Origin of the sequence: Sorangium sp. So ce448, from assembly GCF_051520915.1 — a bacterium.
GTDB classification, from domain to species: Bacteria; Myxococcota_A; Polyangia; order Polyangiales; family Polyangiaceae; genus Sorangium; species Sorangium cellulosum_B.
In genome coordinates, this window is sequence record NZ_CP150343.1 from 7,720,598 (window position 1) to 7,738,705 (window position 18,108).

Annotated in this window: 14 protein-coding genes; 5 read left to right on the plus strand and 9 right to left on the minus strand. The window is 73.4% G+C overall.

The genetic code is table 11. The features are described from left to right. Positions 1-572 precede the first annotated feature (572 nt). Positions 573-1,748, plus strand: a complete 1,176-nt coding sequence (locus tag WMF45_RS29170) for a lactonase family protein (RefSeq protein ID WP_437708008.1) — start codon at positions 573-575, stop codon at positions 1,746-1,748. Between the two features lie 63 nt (positions 1,749-1,811). Here WMF45_RS29170 and WMF45_RS29175 read toward each other — a convergent pair whose 3' ends face one another. Further along, positions 1,812-3,032: an Acg family FMN-binding oxidoreductase gene (locus WMF45_RS29175; protein WP_437708010.1), complete on the minus strand. Its 1,221-nt coding sequence runs from the start codon at positions 3,030-3,032 to the stop codon at positions 1,812-1,814. A gap of 124 nt (positions 3,033-3,156) precedes the next feature. Here WMF45_RS29175 and WMF45_RS29180 point away from each other — a divergent pair, with 124 nt between their 5' ends. Together WMF45_RS29180 and WMF45_RS29185 are read left to right on the plus strand one after the other, a co-directional pair. Beyond that, positions 3,157-4,128, plus strand: coding sequence for a LysR family transcriptional regulator (locus WMF45_RS29180; protein ID WP_437708012.1), 972 nt, complete (start codon positions 3,157-3,159; stop codon positions 4,126-4,128). A gap of 129 nt (positions 4,129-4,257) precedes the next feature. Then, entirely contained in the window at positions 4,258-5,178 is a 921-nt protein-coding gene (locus WMF45_RS29185) for a transposase (RefSeq protein ID WP_437708014.1), read from the plus strand. 102 nt (positions 5,179-5,280) lie between these two features. On the opposite strand, the gene WMF45_RS29190 is transcribed toward WMF45_RS29185, so the two are convergent. Genes WMF45_RS29190 through WMF45_RS29200 form a run of 3 tightly spaced genes read right to left on the minus strand, consistent with a single transcriptional unit; the run spans position 5,281 to position 8,862 of the window. Continuing rightward, positions 5,281-7,089 (minus strand): hypothetical protein, encoded by a 1,809-nt coding sequence (locus WMF45_RS29190; RefSeq protein ID WP_437708016.1) that lies wholly within the window; start codon positions 7,087-7,089, stop codon positions 5,281-5,283. Next, a complete protein-coding gene (locus WMF45_RS29195) occupies positions 7,076-7,915 on the minus strand; it encodes a S8 family peptidase (protein ID WP_437708018.1) in 840 nt (279 codons plus the stop codon). Before WMF45_RS29195 ends, WMF45_RS29190 begins: the two co-directional genes overlap by 14 nt. After that, entirely contained in the window at positions 7,912-8,862 is a 951-nt protein-coding gene (locus WMF45_RS29200; protein WP_437708019.1) for a hypothetical protein, read from the minus strand. Before WMF45_RS29200 ends, WMF45_RS29195 begins: the two co-directional genes overlap by 4 nt. Before the next feature lie 206 nt (positions 8,863-9,068). Here WMF45_RS29200 and WMF45_RS29205 point away from each other — a divergent pair, with 206 nt between their 5' ends. After that, complete coding sequence (locus tag WMF45_RS29205) at positions 9,069-9,674, plus strand: hypothetical protein (RefSeq protein WP_437708021.1); 606 nt, start codon at positions 9,069-9,071, stop codon at positions 9,672-9,674. A 37-nt stretch (positions 9,675-9,711) separates the two neighbouring features. On the opposite strand, the gene WMF45_RS29210 is transcribed toward WMF45_RS29205, so the two are convergent. Further along, a complete protein-coding gene (locus tag WMF45_RS29210; protein WP_437708023.1) occupies positions 9,712-11,685 on the minus strand; it encodes an ATP-binding cassette domain-containing protein in 1,974 nt (657 codons plus the stop codon). Between the two features lie 69 nt (positions 11,686-11,754). Here WMF45_RS29210 and WMF45_RS29215 point away from each other — a divergent pair, with 69 nt between their 5' ends. Continuing rightward, positions 11,755-12,429 carry a hypothetical protein gene (locus WMF45_RS29215; protein WP_437708025.1) on the plus strand — a complete coding sequence of 225 codons (675 nt, stop codon included), beginning with the start codon at positions 11,755-11,757 and terminating at the stop codon, positions 12,427-12,429. 439 nt (positions 12,430-12,868) lie between these two features. Here the strand turns inward: WMF45_RS29215 and WMF45_RS29220 are convergent, their stop codons facing one another. From WMF45_RS29220 to WMF45_RS29235, 4 genes are all read right to left on the minus strand, one after another. Beyond that, entirely contained in the window at positions 12,869-14,371 is a 1,503-nt protein-coding gene (locus tag WMF45_RS29220) for a pyruvate kinase (protein WP_437708027.1), read from the minus strand. A gap of 241 nt (positions 14,372-14,612) precedes the next feature. Continuing rightward, positions 14,613-17,081 carry a SpoIIE family protein phosphatase gene (locus tag WMF45_RS29225; RefSeq protein ID WP_437708029.1) on the minus strand — a complete coding sequence of 823 codons (2,469 nt, stop codon included), beginning with the start codon at positions 17,079-17,081 and terminating at the stop codon, positions 14,613-14,615. Between the two features lie 20 nt (positions 17,082-17,101). Further along, the gene (locus tag WMF45_RS29230) at positions 17,102-17,479 is read right to left on the minus strand and encodes a hypothetical protein (RefSeq protein WP_437293104.1); all 378 of its coding nucleotides are present in this window, start codon (positions 17,477-17,479) and stop codon (positions 17,102-17,104) included. Further along, positions 17,460-17,915, minus strand: a complete 456-nt coding sequence (locus tag WMF45_RS29235) for a hypothetical protein (protein ID WP_437708031.1) — start codon at positions 17,913-17,915, stop codon at positions 17,460-17,462. The genes WMF45_RS29230 and WMF45_RS29235 overlap by 20 nt, the downstream gene beginning before the upstream one ends. Positions 17,916-18,108 lie beyond the last annotated feature (193 nt).

Below are 18,108 nucleotides of genomic sequence, written 5' to 3' on the forward strand. Positions count from 1 at the left end.
CGCGCCGCCGAGGGCGGGGGGGGGCCGTGGCGCGCGGCGAACGGTTGCTCAGGTACGCAAGAAGCAGAGCCGGTCCCTGCGAGCGGCAGTGCCAGGCTCGCCCGTCCGGGTGGGCGACCCGACCCAGGTTGGGGCAGCGACCCGACCCAGGTTGGGGCAGCGACCCGACCCAGGTTGGCGCGGCAGGGCAGGCGGCCGGCAGGCGACCCCGACCCGACCCAGGTTGGGCGATCCGACCCGACCCAGGTTGGGCGATCCACAGCGGAGACGTCATCGGTCCCTCGTCACGCAAGGCAGGGCCACGCACGCGCGCCGACCAGGCTGCCGCAGGCGGATCGACGGCCGGGTGAAGGGCTGAGGCGCGCCGTAGCGGGCCGGTCGACGGCAGCGAAACCGCGGAGGGGCTTCCGCGTAGCAGCGGATGAACCCGCCCGACGGAGCGCGCAGAGCCGCGCGCCCGCGAGCTCGGGGCGCGCCGTGCCCGTCGTCACGACGGAGATGCGCCTCGACGATCGACGCACCGACAAGCCCGCGCCGCTGGGTTCGCGGCGCCATTCCCCAGGAGCTTTCTCATGTTTCGCAGCACGATGAGCATCACGGCCCTGAGCTTCGGTCTCTTCGCGGCGGGCGCGCCCGGCGACGCCATGGCGCACGGCAGCGGCGTCCACCGGCACGGCCAGCTCTTCGTCATGAGCAACGCCGGAGACGGCAACTCCGTGATGGCGTACGACCGGGCGGCGGACGGCTCGCTCTCCTACGCCGGCACGTACGCGACCGGAGGGCTCGGCGCGCCGACCCGGCCGATCAACGCGCTCGGATCCCAGGGCTCGCTCGTCCTCAGCGAGGACGGGAAGCTCCTGTTCGCCGTGAACGCGGGCAGCAGCGAGGTGTCGATGTTCCGCGTCGGCCCGCACGGCCTGACGCTGCTCGACGTTGTCGACTCGGGCGGCGACTTCCCGGTGAGCGTCGCCTCGCACGGCGACCTGCTCTATGTCCTCAACGTGGGAGGCGAAGGCAACATCGCCGGCTTTGAAGTGAACCCGTGCGGCGAGCTCCTCCCGCTCGACGGATCGAACCGCGGCCTCGGCCTCGGCGGCACGACGCCGCCGTCGCTCGGCGCGACGCCGGGTCAGATCGGCTTCTCTCCCGACGGCGAGGCGCTGGTCGTGGCGGGCAAGGGGTCCAATCAGCTCCATGTGTTCCCCATGAGCGGCCGCGGATTGCCCAGCGACGCGCCCGTCACGACGATCTCCAGGGGCCTTGTCCCGTTCGACTTCGCCTTCGATCGTCGCGGCCATCTCATCGTGGCGGAGGTCGGCGGCGACGGCGTGCCCGCGACCGGCGACACCAGCGTGGTGTCCTCTTATAAGATCGGGCCTGACGGGAGCCTCGCTGTCATCAGCGACACGGTCGACACCTTCCAGCGAGCGACCTGCTGGATCGCCGGCGCCCCCGGGAGCCGCTATGTCTTCACGGCCAACACGGGCAGCAACACGCTCTCCGGGCTCCAGGTCGACGCGCGGGGCGCGCTGACGCTGCTCGACGACGGCGTGTCCGCCTCGTTCCCCACCGGAACGGCGCCGATCGACCTCACGATGACGCGCGACGGCCGGTTTCTGTACACCCTCAACGCCGGCACCGGATCGATCGCGGCATTCCAGGTGAGCCGCGACGGCGGCCTGATCCCACGCGGGGAGGCGGCTGGATTGACGCCCGGCGGCGGCGCCCAGGGCATCGCCGTGCGGTGACGCTCGTTCCTCGGCGTCCAGCGTCTGCCGCGCTCGGTCAGCACGCCAGCCGGGGCGCGGCGCTCACGCGGCGCGGATCACCTCCTCCGCGGCGCGGCGCGGGCCGCACACGCCATCTCGCTCCGGAAAGCCCAGCCGGAACGCGAAGGTGAGCTGCCGGTCGCCTAGACCCAGCGCCTCGGCGAACGAGCGCTCCATCGCCGGCGCTCGTCCGAGCATGCGCTCCCGGTCGATGACCTCCGGCACCTGGTTCAGCGGGTGCATCGCGATGCCGCGCGCGGTCGCCCAGAGATGCATGCGTTGCCACAGGCGCCCGGCGCGGAGCGTCGCGCCCAGGTCGTGGCGGTCGCGGACCGCGATGACGCCGACGGCGGGATCGCCCGCGAGGTGGACCTCGCGGGTGACGCGGAGCCAGTCGTCGTGCATCTGTTCCGCCGACGGACGCGGCAGCAGCTTCACCGCCGCGGTGAGCAGCGGGCCGAGCCCCATCACATCGAAGGTCAGCCCGTCCCGATGGCTCGGTACCGCCTCCGGCGCCAGCCGGAACCACGCGTCGCTGTCCCGCACCATCGCCGCGTCGCGGACGATGGTCTCGGTGGCGCGCAGCGTGTGAGCGGCGAAGCTCTCGCGCTGATCGGGGTGCTCCAGCCAGAGGACCTCACCATCGGAGCCCGCTTCGCTCAGGCGCGAGAGCTCCTGGAGCGCCGAACCAGGCACGCGCTGCGCCTGGTACGGGCCGCGGTTCGTGTGTCGCCGTGTGATGACCTCCGCGAGCGGGGACGCCGCTGCGCCTGGCTCGATCCGGACGCTCGCCACCCGGATCGCCCGCGGCGCCGCGCGCTCGAGAGCGCGAGATCCCTCCGGGCCGGAGCCCGGCAGAGGGCCGGCTTCGAGCTCAATGCGGGGCGCCCATCCCATCGAACCCGCCGCGAGCGCCAGGTTCTCTATCGCGCAACCGAGCCCGATGTGCATCTCGCGCAGGAACGGATCCATGGTGCCGAGCGATCGAGACCTGTCCGAGAACACGTCGATGCGATCCGGGTGGACCTCGAACAGCCAGGGTTGCGTGTTGTGCGGGCTCGCGGCGAGCACCGCCGCGCGCACGAGCTCGGCGAGCTCGCCCCCGCCCTGCCCGCAGAACGCGGTCCAAGGGGCGAACGGCTCGCCCGTCGGACCGTCGAACACACCCCGGCCGGCAGCGTACCAGCCCGCTCCCGCGGCCACGGCGAGCGTCGCGACGCCTTCCAGCAGGCGCCGCCGCGAGACCTTGAGTTTCCTCTCCATGATGCGCTCCATCCTCCAGAGGACGTCTGACCGGGCTCCGCGAGCGACGGCCATGCGCAGACATTGAGGCGGTTCCAACGATTAGTACAGGACATTGCTCTAATACTATGTAGTAGTACGGCTAATGATCGAGGCTCTCCCCGACGACTTGAATCTCCTGCTCGCGCTTGACGTGCTGCTGCGCGAGCGGCACGTGACGCGCGCGGCGAAGCGGCTCGGCATCACGCAGTCGGCTGCGAGCCAGCGGCTCGGACGGCTGCGCGAGTTCTTCGGCGATGCGCTGCTCGCTCCGGGGCGGCCGCTGCTCACCCTCACGCCGCGCGCCGAGGCGCTCGCCGATCCGCTGGCGCAGGCGCTCGCGAGCTTGCGAGCGGCGGTCCAGGCCGGCGCGCCGTTCGACCCGGCGACGTCCGAGCGTCGCTTCGTGCTGCTCGGCAACGACCTGCTGGAGGCGGTTGCCCTGCCGCGGCTCTTGCCCATGCTGGCGCGCGAGGCACCGCACATCACGGTGCAGGTCGACCGCGCCGAAGCGGACTTCGTGAGGCGGCTCGAGCGGGGAACGGCGGATCTCGCGTTCGTCCCGGAGTTCCTCGTGCCCCCGTCGTCACGACAGCTGCGCTTGCCGGAGGAGGGATTCGTGACGTTGATGCGCAGGGACCACCCCGCAGCGTCACGGCGGCTGACCCTGGAGCGCTACTTGGAGCTCGGGCACGTGCTGATCGCTCCGCACGGCATGCCGGGCAGCCTGGTCGATCGCGCGCTGGAAGCTCGTGGGCGGCGGCGGCGGATCGTCGCCCAGGTCCAGCACTTCGTGACGGTGCCTTTCCTGATCGCGGCCTCGGACCTCGTGGTGACGTGTCCAGCGACGGTCGCGGCGGTGTCGAGGCCCTTCCGCCTACGCGCGGTCCGGCCCCCCGTCGAGCTCGGCGTGGACCGATCTTCGGCTGTCTGGCACGAGCGCGTGCACGACGATCCAGGCCATCGCTGGCTGCGCTCCTGGCTCAGGAAGGCGATCCGCGCGGGCGCGAGGACCCAACCCAACCAGGTTGACCCGACCCAGGTTGACCGGAAGGGCAAACCCGACCCCCCAGGTTGACCCGACCCGCCGGGTGACGGAGCACGGTCCGCCATGGCGCCGCCACCTGCAGGCATGGGTAAGTACTTGGTAAGTACTTGAGATCGTTCACCACGATCGCCGGCACGGCTCTTGGAATTCTGCCCGACCATGAGCCAGCCCCGCCAGCTCGCGCCCGGCGCAACCTACCTGATCACCCGTCGCGTCCTGCGCCGGCATCTCCTCTTCCGCCCCGACGCAGCCATCACTCAGCTCTTGGTCTACGCCCTCGCGGTCTCGACCCACCGCTACGGCATCAAGGTCCATGCGCATTGCGCGATGTCGACGCACCTGCACCTCGTCGTGACCGACGTGAACGGCGTTCTGCCGCGCTTCCTGCAGTTCTTCCATCGCATCGTCGCGCTCGGCACGAAGGTGCTCCGTGCGTGGGAAGGGCCGGTATGGGACCATGAGGCCACGAGCGTGGTGCGGCTGCTGACACGCGCGGCGGTCGTGGAGAAGATCGCCTATGTCCTCGCAAACCCTGTGGCCGCTGGACTCGTCCGGCATGCGCATGAGTGGCCGGGCGCCAAGGTGAAGGTGGGCGAGATCGGCCGGGGCGTGTTGTGCGCGGCGCGTCCCGCCGTATACTTCGACCCCCAAAATCCACAGTGGCCGGAGGAAGCAACGCTGTCACTCACGCTACCGCCGACGATCGAGCATGACAGCGCGGAGGACTTTCGCCATGCCATCGCCGCCGAGCTCGATAGGCAAGAATTGCAGGCGCAAGCGGAGGTGAAGCAGCGAGGGCGCCGCTTCCTCGGCGCCGAACAAGCCGGCAAGGTCTCGCCCCATGAGCGCATCACGAGCCTCGAGGCGCCGCGCGCTGGCAATCCGACGTTTGCTGTCGGCCGCAAGCAGGGTGACGCTTGGCGCTCGGCTCGTGCCGCTGTACGCGGGTTTCGCGCCTTGTACCGGGCGGCACTCGAGCGGTGGCGTGCCGGCGTACGCAGCGTGGTATTCCCGGCAGGGACGTGGTGGATGTGCACGTTTCACGGCGCCAACATGGCCGATGCTGTGCTCACGATGTAGGTATTTCGAGGGTAAAAGGGCAGGGACAACCTGGGTGAGGTAGGGCAGGGACAACCTGGGTGAGGTAGCGCGCGCGGCTCGCGGGTCAACCCGGCTCGCGGGTCAACCTCGGTGGCACGGGTTGTTCGTTATGACGAATCCCAGTGCCTCCACGCTCGCGCGAGCGTCGCCGTCCCAGCCGAGCTGCGGATCTAGGCGAAGCTCGCCCGGCGCGAGCACGGCGGGCAGCGCTATCAGACCAACGAGCTCGACCGCATCGAGCTCCGCGCCAGTGTCGCCCGCGAACGGCGGACACAGCACGCGCCCTGCCGGCGCGAACACCAGCGCTGCGCGCAGCGGCTCGCCCAGTGTCGCGCGTAGCACGGCTAGATCGTTGCCGATGGTGGCTGGCGTGGCAGCCGCCGGCCAGATCCATACCGTGAGGCCGGGCAGGTCGGCCACGCAGACCGCCATCGCACGCTCGGGGGGGAGCGCGCGGCCACGGGCACCGAGGGGCGATGCCGCGATCGCGGCGACGATGAGCCCCGGCCGGGCGAGCGTCAACGCGGCGAGCCGACCGAGGTTGCGCTGAGCCGCCGTCCGGCGAGCAGCCATCGCGGCAAGGTGATCGGGACGATCGTAAACGAGCTCGACCTCGCGCTGCATCGCCACGTGAGGAGAGGTCTGCGCCGCCGCGGCAAGCGCCAGCTCGCGGGCTTCGCCGTCCGACGTTGGGCCTCCCCCGTCCGACGTTGGGTCTCCCTTCTCCGGGAGCGGCGCGGCTTCCTCGATTTCCAGACGCTCCCGGAGGAGCTGCGCCACCCGCGAGGACAGACCCAGGGAGCCGAGCGACCAGGCCGCGGAGAACCAGTCCGCCGGCTCGGCGAGCGCAAGCGCCTCGGCCGAGGCGCGATCCCAGGCGGCGAGCGCCTCCCCGAGCGGAAGGCCGAGCGCGCGGAAGAGCGCGCCCGCCTCATCCAGCGCCGCCGCCGCGCCCGGATCGCCGAGATCCCGCCGCGCGCGCCCGATCGCCCTTGAAGCGTAAGCGACCCAGGTTCGGAGTGGCGGCGCGGCGCGCTCGGCAATCTCGCGGGCGGAGGTCGCGAGCGCGAGGGCGTCGTCGGCGCGGCCGAGCTCGAGCGCGAGCTCCGAGAGGAACGTGAGGGCGCGCGCGCGGCCGAACGCGTCGCCGAGGCGCGCGCAGAGCCACTCCTGTCGCTGGAGCGGGGCTCGGGCGCGCTCCAGGGCGCCGAGGCCGAGCGCCGCCGCGCCGAGCTGGCCGCAGGCGATCGCCTCGCCCACGGAGTCGCCCCGGCGGCGGTGGAGCTCGGCCGCGTGCTCGAGCAGCGCCTCGGCCGCGCCGTGCGCGCCCAGGGTCACGTAGAGCGTGCCGAGCGAGTTCAGGATCTGCGCGCGCTCGCCGAGGAACGGCTCCGAGCGGCGCAGCGCCGACAGCAGCGTGCGCTGCGCAGCCGCCGCGTCGCCGAGGAGCCGCTCGGCCGTACCGCGGTAGTGGGCGGCGACGACCGCGGCGCGGCGTCCGGGATCGCCCGCGGCCGCGATGGAGTCGAGCTCCTCGATGGCAGACGCGCAGGCCGCCCGGACGTCGCGGCGCAAGCGCGCGAGCGCCGCCTCGCACCGCGCGAGGTCCCGGGCCTCGGCGGCCCCTTCTCGGTCGAACGCGGCGACAGCGCCCTCGAGGTGCAGCACGGCGGCGTCCAGCGCCCCCTCACGCAACGCGAGCGCGCCGCGCCCGAAGCCGAGCGCAGCCGCGACGAGCGGCCCGCCATCAGGCACCGCCGCCGCAGGATCGCGGCCGACACCGAGGAGCGCCTCGACGCGGTCGAGCTCGGCGCGGACCTCTGCGCCCGGCGCGCTCCGCAGCAGCCGCGACAGCGGCGACACGCTGTCGATCGGATCAAGCGGGAGCACCGCGCTCCTCCACCCCCTCGCCGCGCGCCCCACGCGCGAGCCCGTGCAGCGCCGCCTTCACCGCCTCGATCGAGAGCTCCGGCCACGCGGCGCGGATCCGCGCGACGTGCGCGGTCACGTGGGGCGCCGCGAACGACGTACCCGTCCAGCGCCGCTCGCCGCCGCCGGGCGCGGGCGCGAGCACGTCGTCGCCGGGCGCGAGGATCTCGTGATCGAGCGTGAGCTCGCTCCGGAGCGCCTCCGGGTCCTGGAAGGCCCCTCTGCCGACGCCGATCAGCGACTTGAAGCGCCCAGGATACGTGCGGAACGCCGCCGCGTTCGGGCCGGCCGCCACGAGCACGACCTCCGCGGTGTAAGCGGCGTCCGCGACCTCGTAGAGCTCGACAAGCGAGCGGTAGTCGCCCGGGCGGAGCGGCGCGTTCTTCGGAATGTCGATGCCGAGGCTCAGGTTGACCACGGAGAATCGCTCGCGGACGCAGAAGCGCAGCGCGGCGACGAGCCCGTCACGCGAGCACCGCCCGTCATCGCCGAGCGCGCGGACGCTCGTGATCTCGGCCGCGGGCGCCATGCGGTGGACGATGCCCGCGCACGCCGTCCCGTGCCCGCTGAGATCTCCCGGAGCGCACGGCGCGACCCCGTGCGCGCCGCCGCCGGCGCCGCGCTGGACCAGGGCGACGTGCCGCAGCGCCGCTGCGCGCAGCGCGGGGTGCGAGGCATCGACGCCGGAGTCGATCAGCGCGACGCGCACACCGGCGCCGCTTCGCGCGCCCGGGCGTGGCGCGCCGCGGAGGTCGCCGCCCGGTCCTGCCGGAGAAGCCGTGGTCACGCGGAGCTCCCCTCCCCTGCGGAGGCCGGCTCCCCTGCATCACCCGCGCCGCTCGCGTAGGCGTCGATCCGCGCGAGGAGGTCGAGGGCCAGGCGGGCCTCCGCCTCGCCGCGCTCGGCGAGCCTGCCCACCACCGCAGCGAGCTCCAGGCGACGGCGGTACTCGGGCGTGAGGCGCAGCGCGTGGATGTGCCGCTCCAGCGCGGCGCGGAGCGAGGTCGGCGGCGGGGCCGCCCCTTCCGGGATGGGAGGTTCCGCGCCCGAGGCTGCGCGCCCGCCTGGCCCCGCGGCCGGCTGGCCTGGCGCCTGCGCGAGCAGGTCCGGCATCGCGCGCGCGAAGAGCTCGAAGACGACGCGCTCGGTGCGGAACGACTCCACGGTGAGCGCGAGGACCTCGGCCAGCCGCTCGGCCAGGTCGAGCTCCCGCCCGCCGAGGGGCGCCTCGTGCGAGAACAGCGCGGCGCCACCCACGGTCGCTGCGCCCACGCGGATCGGCACGAAGATCGCGGACGCCGGCGCGGCGGCCAGGAGCGGCCGGAGCGGCGCGATCATCGGATCGCCGTCGGACAGCCCCACCGCGTGCCCACCGCCGCCACCGAGCAGGTACGCGAACGGGGTGCCGCTCGGCGGCAGCTCCGCGCCCGGGGCGCGGAAGCCGACCGCGTCAGCGACGACAGGGACCGTGAGCCGCCCGAGCGTTTCCATCTCGAGCGCGACGAGCGCCTCCGAGCACGGCATCGCGAGGCACGCGAAGCGCAGGTGCTCCCCGAGCCCGCGCACCCGCGCCTCCACCGCGCCGAGGAGCGCCGCCGACTCGACGGTCGAGAGCAGGTCGCGCAGGCGCGCCGTGAAGGGCGCGAGCGGCGAGCGCAGCGCGTGCGGGTGGGGGGGGAGGGCCCGCGCCGGGGCGGGCGGGACACCCGGCGCGGAGCGGTCGGCGAACGGCATGGGCCGACGATGCTACCGCCGGACCGCGCCGGAGCGAACCGCCATGACACCCCTGGGATCGGGTTGACGGGCCCAGCTCCTCTCCTAGCATGCAACGACATGCGGCGATTCGGCTGTCCGGCGCACCGTCCGAAGCGTTCGTCCGCGCGCGCGGCCGCTCGAGCGCGATCCACGGCCGCGATGCCCCTCGATCCGACGCGGGCGCGATGAGCCCGCCCGTCCGCGAGGGGCGGCGTCGCCTTGCCGTCGTCCTGTGGGGTGTCCTTGGTGTCGTGGCCGTCCTGGTCGAGGCCATCTGTCGTCTCGGCGCGACGGCGGCGCGCATCCTGACGGGTCACACGCTCACGACGGGACAGCTGGTCCTGCTCGCGGCCTGGACGGTCACGATCGCCTACTTCGAGGGGTACCGCGGCTTTCAGCAGCGCTTCTCGCCGCGGGTCGTCGCGCGCGCGCTCCACCTCGCCGAGCACGGGCGGCCCCTCCACGTGGCGCTGGCGCCGCTCTACTGCATGGCGCTCCTCCACGCGACGCGCCGCCGGCTGATCGCGACGTGGGCGCTCGTCGCGGGCATCGTGGCGCTCATCCTGCTCGTGCGGCAGATGCCCCCGCCTTACCGCGCGATCGTCGACGCAGGCGTCGCCTTCGCGCTCGCCTGGGGGGCCGTATCCATCCTCGTCTGGCTCGCGCGGGGGCTCGCGGGCCACCCGCCGGGAATCTCGGCGGACGTGCCCGAAGAGGCGGGCCGCGCTGCCGTCGAGGCCGAACATCTCGCCCGCCAGGCCGCGCGGGCAGGCGGCCCCTGCGATCGGTGACCTCCGCGCGAGCGGGGCGACCGCGCGCGCGTCTTCGTCAGCCCGCCGCCGACCTCGCGGATCGCTGCAGCGCCTCGGCCAGAAGCGACCGGTAGAGCGGCGAGCTCTCGCGGAGGGATTCATGCGTGCCCACCGCCGCGACCCGACCGCCGTCGAGCAGCACGTTGAACGTCGACCTGAGGAGGTGCGGCGCGTGGGTCACGACGAGGGTCGTGCGCCCGGCGGCGACCTCGCACGCCGTGCGGAGGATCGCCTCGGCGGTGGCGCCCGGCAGGCCCGCCTCCGGCTCGTCCAGCACGAAGACCCGCGGCTCGCGCAGCAGCACCCGCGCGAGCAGCAGCCGCCGCGCCTCACCGCCCGACAGGCTCGGCGGTGAGGCGCGCACCTCCGTCGCGAGGCCGCGCGCGGGCCGCGCCTCGCCCTCCGCCGGCGGCGCGCCTGCGAGTTCGTCGAGCTCCACCCGGAGGAGCGCCTCGCGCATGTGCTCCTCCGTGGGCGCGGGCTCGAGGCCGAGCGCCAGGTTGTCCGCGATGCTCCGCTCGAACAGCCGCGCCGATTGCCCCACCACCCCGAACAGCCGCGGGAGCTCCTCGGGCGGGATCTGCCGCAGATCCACGCCGCCCACGGCGATCGCGCCCGACGACGGCTCGTCGAGGCGCAGGAGCAGGCGCAGGAGCATCGACTTGCCGCTGCCGGAGCGACCGCAGACGCCGACCACCGCTCCGGCGGGGATCGAGAGCGACACGCCATCGAGGACGGGGCGGCTCGCGCCCGGCGGCGTGAACGTGACCCCCTCGAAGGCGATCGACAGGGGGCGCCTCGCCTCGCCGTCCAGCCGCACCGCGACGCCGCCGGAGGGGCGCGGCGGGTGCTCGGGCAGGCGCAGCAGCGCGAGCGTCGCGCGCAGCAGGGGGGCGCGCTCGATGAAGCCGGCGCGGAGGGCGTCGAGCGCCTCGAGGCGCGCCATCAGCAGCGGCACCACGAGCAGGAGCTCTCCGACCTCGCCCGCGCCGGCGACCCCGCGAGAGGCCGCAAGCGCGGCGACGATGACGAGGGGCGAGAGCGCCGCGAGCGTGCCCTTGATCTGGCCGGAGACGGCGAGCGCCTGGCCGAAGCGGCGGCGCGCGTCCGCGACCCGGCGCGCGGCCGCAGCGAGCTCTCCCTCGGCCTGGCCGCGCGCGCCGAGCAGGCGGAGGTCCTCCGCTCCCGAAAGCGCCTCGCCCACCGCGCCGAAGACGGCCGTGTCGGCGTGCTGCATCTCCCGCATCGCGCGCGCCACGCGGCCAGAGGCCCGGTCCGCCGCGAGGCGCGAAGCCGCGAACAGCGCCGCGCCGCCCGCGAGGACGAGCGCCATGCCGCTCGAGACCAGCGACCCGGCGAGGACCGCGAGCGTCGCGAGCGCCTGGGGCAAGCCGGTCGCGACGGCGATCGCGAAATCGGCGACGAGGCCGGCGTCCCGCGCGATCGCGAGCCGCACGACCTCCGCGCCCCGGATGGGCGGCGCGGGCCCGGCGCTCGGCGGCCGCGGCGCGGGCCCCGCCGCCTGCGCCGCGATGAGCGCGCGCCCGGCGGCGTCCACGTCGCGGGGCGAGGCGGAGAGCGCCGCCCGGAAGAGCGCGACGCGGAGCGCGGCGGTGAGATCGCCGCCGAGCTCCGAGCTCTTCCGGCCCGAGAGCACCGCCATGGAGGCGGACACGAGCGTGGCGCCGAGCGCTGCGAGGACCACGGCCGCCGGCGGCGCGCCGGCGAGCAGCCGGGCGAGCGCGCCGCCGATGCCGCCCGAGGGCGGCGCCTCGCGCCCGGAGACGGCGCCGAGGGCCACGCCGGCGATCGCCGGGAGCAGGCCGGACAGCGCGCCCGCGAGCGACGACAGCGCCACGACGAGGGCGAGGCGCGCGGCGGCGCTGGAAGAGCCGCCTCGCAGGCCTCCCGATGACGACGACATGGGGGACACGCTCCCCTCGCGCAGCGAGCGAAGACCGATCCGCAGGATCGCGAGGAGCGCGCGCATCGACGTGCGATGCCACGGTACACTGCCAACGCCGTTGCGCGCGACGCGCATTCGATCGACCCTTTCCCCGTGCGCACCGCGCTCGTGGTCCTGCTCCCGCTGCTCGCGGCCTGCGAGCGCCCGCCGCCCGCGCCGCCGGCGGGGGCCGACGCCGGGGTGCTCACCCCCTGGGCGCGCGGCGCCGCCGCGTCGCTGGACGACCGCGGCGGCCGCCTCCGGACGGACAGCGCGCCGGCGGTGGGGTCCGTCGAGCCGGATGCGCTCGAGGAAATCCTCGCCGCCGCGCGGGAGGCCGCCCCCAGACCGGCCGATGGCGTGAACGTCGCGAAGATCGGCACGAGCACCGGCCTCCCGGCGCCTTCCGCGCTCCCGCCGGAGCCGGCGCCCGCCCCCACCCCTGCCCCCCGCTCGCGCGTCGAGATCGGCGCGCCCATGGTGCAGGCCAACATGTCGAGCCCGGCGATCGAGAAGGCGGCGCGGGCGCAGCTCTACTGGGACCTCGTGCAGCGCTGCCGCGGCCCGGGCGGGAGCCTGCTGCCGCCTGACGCCATCCGGGTGGAGTTCAACGTCGACGCCGAGGGCTATATCGTGGTGCCGACGATCATCGGGAGTGCGTCCGACCCCCGCTACGACGAGGCGGCCACCTGCATGCGGCGGGAGCTGTCGGGTGCAGCGTTCCGCGCGCCGGCAGGCGCGCGCGGGCTCCCAACCCGGGTCGACGCCACCGTGCCTTCGGTCGACTGAGCCGGAGCGGATCCGGCGCGCGGGCTCCCAACCCGGGTCGACGCCACCGTGCCTTCGGTCGACTGAGCCGGAGCGGATCCGGCGGGCGTGCTGGCTGCCAACTCCGGGCTGCCCGCCCGCAGGCCGCCGACCCGGGCTCGGGCTACCCACCCGGGGCTGCCCACCCAGGTTGGGTCGACCGCCACTCTCGCGGGCCGCCAACCCAGGTTGGGTCATCCGGGCTGCCCACCCAGGTTGGGTCGCGGGCCGCCAACCCAGGTTGGGTCGACGGCTGCCGACCGCTGAAAGCGGAAAGGGAAAGCGAACCCGGGTCGGGGCGCCCAACCTGGCCGCCCAACCTGGGCGGGGTGCCCAACCCGGGTCGGGTTGGGGTCGGGTCGACCGACCGGGGTTGGGTCGACGGGCCGACGGTCGACGAGGCCCGGGTCGGGTCGACGCCTCAGTCGAGGCGTGAGACCCCGAGCGATCGCATGAGGGCCCGCTTCTTGTCCTGGTGCTCGTGCATCCGGCGGAGGACGTCGACCACGAACGCGACCGTCGCGACGATGTTCTCACCCTGGTTGAGCATCACGCACTCCGCGCGCGAGCTCATCGCCGCGTCCGTCACCTCCCCGCGGGTCGGCACGCCGGTCTTGTTCAGGCTCTCGAGCACCTGCGTCGCCCAGATCGCGGGGACCAGCCCCGCCTCGCAGAGCCACAGCAGCTCCTCCTGGACCTCTGCCAGCCGCATGAACCCCATCTCGACGGCCATATCGCCGCGCGCGAGCATCACCCCCACCTGCTCGCTGCGCATCGCCGTGAGCAGGAGCCTCGGAAACCGCGCAAACGCAGGCGTCGTCTCGATCTTGAGGACGATCCCGAGGTGAGCCGCCTCGCGCGCGGCGAGCTCCGCCTGGAGGCGCTCCACATCGGAAGGAGACCGAACGAACGAGAGCCCCACCATGTCCGCGTGGCGCGCGATGAAGTCGAGATCCTCCAGATCCTTCGGCGTGAGCGACGGGATCCCGAGCTCGGTGTCCGGAAAGTTCAGGCCCTTTCCAGGCTTCAGCTTCACGGAGCCCTGGCGCGCGAAATCCACCTCCACGAGCGCGGCGCCTCCGGTCACGAGCTTCACCGTGCCGCCGAGCCGCCCGTCGTCGTAGAACACCCGGTGCCCGGGCCGGAGGTCGTCGACGATCTCCGGGATGGTGCACCCGAGCGCGAGCACCTCCCCCGAGCCGGTGCTGCCCGCCGAGGGGCGCGCCCGCTTCACGTCCTTGCAGAGCCAGAGCCAGGGCCGCTCGCCCCGCTCGGACAGCGTGACGCGCGCCGGATCCCCGTCGATCTTGCTCACGCGCGGGTTGGGCCCGGCGATGTCGCAGAGGACCTTGCACCGCACCCCGGTCTCCCGTCCCGCCTCCCGGAGCCGCTCGATGAGCCCGGCCCACGCGCCCGCGTCCTCCTTCGCGCAGTTGATCCGCGCGACGTCCATCCCTCCCTCGAGCAGCCGCTTCAGCTCCCCCTTCCGCGCGTCCCCGGGCAGCGTCACCATCACCCGCGTCGTTCGCCCCTGGCGCCCCTCCCCGAGCAGCGCCCGCGCGTGCTCCTCGAGCAGCGCGCCCCCCGACGCGAACGTGGTGGGCGACTCGCCGGGCGGCCGCACCTCGGGGCGCCGCGCGAGCGCGTCGAGCGCCCCGCGCACGGCGTCGAGGGAGGCCAGCGCGCAGCGCTCCAGGCGCCCCAGCGAGCTCAGCCCGAGCGAGGCGAGCTGCCGTTGCAGGTCGCGGATGTCCTGCTGCCGGACGGCGAGGTAATGCAGCAGGTTCGTCGCTCCCGCCCGGTGCTTCGGGTGCACCGCATCGACCAGGTGCCGGTTTCGCAGCTCGTGCTCGATGGCGCTCGCCCGCAGCGCCTCGACGGCGGCGAGGGCGCGCTCGACAACCTGCAGGTCGGGATAAACCATGGCGCGATCTCCTCCGGGCTCCGGCGCGCGGCCCCTCGCGTCCGCTGCAGCGCACCGCGCGCCACGCGCCACGCGCCACGCGCCACGCGCCACGCTGACGAGTCCAGCACCGCGCGCGAGGCCAGTCCAGCGCCCCACGCCGCAAGAGCCCCGCCGACGGCAGGCCGTCTCCTTTCCTCCACGGCAGCGTCATCGACCGCCGCCCTGCCGGGCGACGCGACGGCAAGGGCGGCCGCGAGCGCTACGCCGGCGCGCGGTACCGCGCCACGACGACCGTGATGTCGTCGTCCGGGCTCGGGCACCACCCCTCGACCTCCCTCAGGATCCTGTCGCGGATCGCCTCGACCGGCGCGGTCTGCACGGACTCGACGGCGGTGCAGAGCCGCTCCAGCCCGAACTGCTCGCGGTGCGCGTTGCGCGACTCCGTCACCCCGTCGCTGTAGAGCACGAGCACGTCCCCGTCCTCCAGGACGAACTGGGCGTCCCGCGTCACCTCGTCGATGACGGGCAACACGCCGATCCAGACGCCCGAGCTCGGGATGCACACGCACCGCCGCGTGCGCGCCGAGCACACGATGATGTCGTCGTGCGCCCCGGCGAACGTCACCCGCCCGCCCCGCTCGTACCGGAGCAGGAGCAGCGTCGCGTGCTCGTCCCGCTTCAGCCGGCTGCGCACGTTCTTGTAGAGCGCCTTGTTGAGCGCCGCGAGCAGCTCGCTCGGGCTCGCGCCCGGATCCCTGCTCGTCAGCGCCGACACCATGCTCTGGATCATCAGCATCACGAGCCCCGCAGCGAGCCCGTGCCCCGCGACGTCGCCGATCCCGAGCCACCCCCCACCGGGCGTCGCGATGACGTCGTAGTAGTCGCCGCCCACCTCGGCCGCCGGCGTCATGGCCGCGGAGAGCTCCAGCCCCTCGATGTGCAGCTGCTCCGGCACCAGCGTCGTCTGGAGGCGCGCCGCGAGCGCCGTCTCCTGCCGCTCGCTCTCCTGCTCCAGCCGCTCGCGCAGCTCCACCTGACGCACCATCTCCCGGTGCAGCGCCACCGTCTTCACCGCGGAGCCGATCTGGAGCCGCAGCGCGTCGTAGACCATCTCGTTCATGCCGCTGTTCAGCGCCATCACCCCGAAATACTCCGTGTCACCGAACGTGAGCGGCATCACGACGACGCTCGTGCGCTCGCTCGAGCTCAGGAACCCGGGTGGGGCCAGGCAGCGCGACGGGAAGCTCTCGGTCGGCGGCGTCACCTCGTGGCCGTCCTCCATCAGGAACAGCGTCTTCAGGGTGGCTCGCTGGGCGTCGTCGTAGAGCGAGACGGCGGCGCGCGTGAAGTGCAGCCTGGGCATCTCCGACGCCAGCATGCGCTGGAAGAGGGGCAAGCTCAGGCACGTCGAGAACCACCGCCCGCTCCAGCTCAGGTCGATCGAGGCGACCTCGACGTCGAGGCGCTGCCGCCCCTCGACGCGCACGGACGCGCTCCCGATGAGGACGCGGCACGCATGCCACAGCTGCTCAAGGGCCTCGTTCACGGCGGCGTCGCCCCCCTCCTCGACCGGCCGCCGGAGCCGCGCGCGCAGGAGCGTCACCACGCCCTGGAACAGATCGAGGAACACCCCCTCCCGCCCGGCCGTGTCGAGGACGCGCTCCAGCACGTGCAGGAAGCACCCCTCGTGGCCCTCCAGCTCCTCCTCCAGCGCCGACAGGAGCCCGCCGGCCCAGCCGTCGAGCGACGCGGCCGGGATACCCACGGCCTGCTCGAGCGCGCGCTCCAGCTCGTCGCGCCGGCCGCCGAGCGACATCACCCCGAGGCGCGGCGGGCTCGTGAGCGGCCGCATCGCGACCGCCTGGTACGCGCAGCCGCAGGACTCGCGCCGCGTGAGCTCGATCTGCTGCAGGTTCCGATCGGGGACGGGCTCGCCGTCGAGCATGCGCACGACCGTCTCGAGCGCGATCTCCCCGAGCCGCTTGATCGGCTGGCGAACCGTCGTCAAGGACGGCTTCGCGTAGCGCGCCACGCCCACGTCGTCGAAGCCGCACACAAGGACGTCCCTCGGCACGTGGAGGCCCCGCGCCTTCAAGAGCTCGATCGCGCCGAGGGCCATGTTGTCGTTCGCCGCGACCACCGCGTCGATCTCGACCCCGCGGTCCAGGATCTCGGCCATCGCGGTGCGGCCCGTGTCGATCGTGAACTGGCCGCTCGCGACGAGGCGCTCGTCGTACGGGATCGCGCGCGCGGCGAGCGCCTTGCGGAACGCGTCGGCCCGGATCCTCGCCTCCTCGTTGTTGACCGGCCCGCCGATGTACGCGACGCGCCGGCACGCGTGATCGTCGAGCAGGTGGCCGGCCGCCATCTCGATCCCGAGGCCGTTGTCCACGAGGATGCTCGGGATGCCCTCCAGCGGGATCCCGATGCTGCACAGGGGCATCGGCGCGTAGTCCTGGCAGAAGCGCTGCACCCCCTCGGCGCCGACGAAATTGCAGAGCGTCGCCGCCGCGACCACGATGCCGTCGACCGCCTCGGCGCTGACGAGGCGGTAGATGCTGTTCTGGGCGGCCTCGGAGGGACCGTGGGCGGAGAGCGTCTCCCCGACGGCGATCACGAGGTTGACGTCGTGCGCCTCGGCGGCGCGCTCGACCCCGATCCGCAGCGCGGATTGGTACTCGCCGCGCACATAGTCCATCACGAGGGCGATCGTCCGGCGCTTCTTCATCTTGTCCTGCGGCTCTCCGGTCAGGTGTCCTCGATCGAGACCAGCTCCGGAGACATGCGCTCGAGCGCCGCCAGGCTCCGTCTTTGCCATCCCAGCCGCGCGTCCGTGCGGAACTGCACCTTGCACTTCAGCCCCTGGCCCGCGAGCCCGCAGATGAAGCTGATGAACGCTTTCAGGCAGCTCGAGTTGAGAAAGTAAAGAGCCCTTATATCGAACTGCACCGCGCTGATGGAGAGGCGCATGACCTCTCCCTGGAGGGCCTTGAGGCAAAGGCCGAGCGGCGCCGCCGCCGCCATGTCGCCCGTGCCGGTGAGCTTGACGCCGAGGGTGTCGTCCCTCAGGGTCGGCTCGATCCCGAAGCTGTCCGTGACGACAGGCTCAACCCTTAAACCGCTCATCTCCCCTCCATCCCGCAACCGGCGCCTGCGCGATGATCGTCAGCCTGCTCCCCTCGATCGTGCAGTCCACGTCGAGCCCGCCCTCCGCGCACACCCGCGCGAGCCCGAGCCCGGATACCCCTTCTACCATCGCCGTCTCACAGATGAGTTCGTCATAGTGCTTCACAGGATCGCTCGCCGACCTCAGCGCGGAGAGCCGCCGCTCCACCTCGCGCAGCCGCTCCGGCGACGCCTCGTTCCGCGCGCGGATCACGAGGACCCGCGCGCCCTCGCCCCCCTCCAGCGCGAGCTCGACGCTGACCTCCGGGCCGGACGCGTACTTGATGAGGTTCTCGACGAGCTCGTGCGCGGCCATGTAGAACCGCGAGCTCGCACTCTCATCGTCCAGCACCATCCCACAGAAGCTGGACACCAGCCGTAACACCGCGCTAGCCATCCGTTCACTCGGGAAAAACGTGATGCACAAGAACGGTGAAGCGTCCTGGCTCACTCCGGAAGCTAACACGGTTCACGCATCGTACGTAATTCTTGCACCGGATCCAATCCCCCTTGGTCGGCCGTGTGCCTATGTAGGCGAGCAAACGATCGCGAGCGCTCCGGCGCGCTGTTCACGTCGTCCGTCTCCGCCG

What these genes read in the sequence shown, in the direction of transcription:
- WMF45_RS29205 (WP_437708021.1), top strand. Translation starts at nt 9,069, where the DNA reads ATGAGCCCGCCCGTCCGCGAGGGGCGGCGTCGCCTTGCCGTCGTCCTG.
- WMF45_RS29230 (WP_437293104.1), bottom strand. Translation starts at nt 17,479, where the DNA reads ATGAGCGGTTTAAGGGTTGAGCCTGTCGTCACGGACAGCTTCGGGATC.
- WMF45_RS29200 (WP_437708019.1), bottom strand. Translation starts at nt 8,862, where the DNA reads ATGCCGTTCGCCGACCGCTCCGCGCCGGGTGTCCCGCCCGCCCCGGCG.
- WMF45_RS29220 (WP_437708027.1), bottom strand. Translation starts at nt 14,371, where the DNA reads ATGGTTTATCCCGACCTGCAGGTTGTCGAGCGCGCCCTCGCCGCCGTC.
- WMF45_RS29225 (WP_437708029.1), bottom strand. Translation starts at nt 17,081, where the DNA reads ATGAAGAAGCGCCGGACGATCGCCCTCGTGATGGACTATGTGCGCGGC.
- WMF45_RS29170 (WP_437708008.1), top strand. Translation starts at nt 573, where the DNA reads ATGTTTCGCAGCACGATGAGCATCACGGCCCTGAGCTTCGGTCTCTTC.
- WMF45_RS29235 (WP_437708031.1), bottom strand. Translation starts at nt 17,915, where the DNA reads ATGGCTAGCGCGGTGTTACGGCTGGTGTCCAGCTTCTGTGGGATGGTG.
- WMF45_RS29185 (WP_437708014.1), top strand. Translation starts at nt 4,258, where the DNA reads ATGAGCCAGCCCCGCCAGCTCGCGCCCGGCGCAACCTACCTGATCACC.
- WMF45_RS29175 (WP_437708010.1), bottom strand. Translation starts at nt 3,032, where the DNA reads ATGGAGAGGAAACTCAAGGTCTCGCGGCGGCGCCTGCTGGAAGGCGTC.
- WMF45_RS29210 (WP_437708023.1), bottom strand. Translation starts at nt 11,685, where the DNA reads ATGCGCGCGCTCCTCGCGATCCTGCGGATCGGTCTTCGCTCGCTGCGC.
- WMF45_RS29180 (WP_437708012.1), top strand. Translation starts at nt 3,157, where the DNA reads ATGATCGAGGCTCTCCCCGACGACTTGAATCTCCTGCTCGCGCTTGAC.